Origin of the sequence: Kosakonia sp. MH5, from assembly GCF_009935945.1 — a bacterium.
GTDB lineage: Bacteria > Pseudomonadota > Gammaproteobacteria > Enterobacterales > Enterobacteriaceae > Kosakonia > Kosakonia radicincitans.
Genome location: NZ_QODH01000050.1, coordinates 1 through 509, shown reverse-complemented (window position 1 = coordinate 509; position 509 = coordinate 1). Strand labels below are relative to the sequence as shown.

Below are 509 nucleotides of genomic sequence, written 5' to 3'. Positions count from 1 at the left end.
GTGGAATTGTACGCTTTGTAGCTATTGTCTTAGCCATTTTATCAAGCCTCAGTTTTATAATTTTTATTACTATTGGCGAGTCGCAATTTGTAGCCCTTGCCAAGCAATTAGCGGTAATATTTTTCATTTGCTTTGTTCTTTTTGGCATTATGTCAAGCGCCAGAGGTAAGGCAATGGTTTACGCTAAATTAGTTAATTCTGTCATCTGGTTAGCTTCGTCTTTTATGCTTACGCTCGCTATGTTTCTACATCCTGGCTGGGATAGTAAATGGTTTGGCACTGGTGGGGGGTGGCGGGGTCAAATAGTATCTTTGTTAGGCAACGCCATCTATAACATTGGTTCAACTGGTGTAGCTTATATATTTGCGACTTTATCAATACTTATTCTTTTGCTGTTTTGGGCGGAGACTCATATGCTTAAAACCCAAAAGTAGGTGCTATGTGCCACATAGGGGTTTTGTGCCCATCCCCTTAAACTCGTTTCCCAGCGTCTTTATACGCTTCTGATT

The 509-nt window shown here is 40.7% G+C and carries 1 protein-coding gene; it reads left to right on the top strand.

The window, feature by feature from the left end; genetic code table 11:
* A partial coding sequence (locus DK872_RS27260) for a hypothetical protein (protein ID WP_161519144.1) occupies nucleotides 1-434 on the top strand: 434 nt, incomplete at its 5' end.
* Between the last annotated feature and the right edge of the window lie 75 nt (nucleotides 435-509).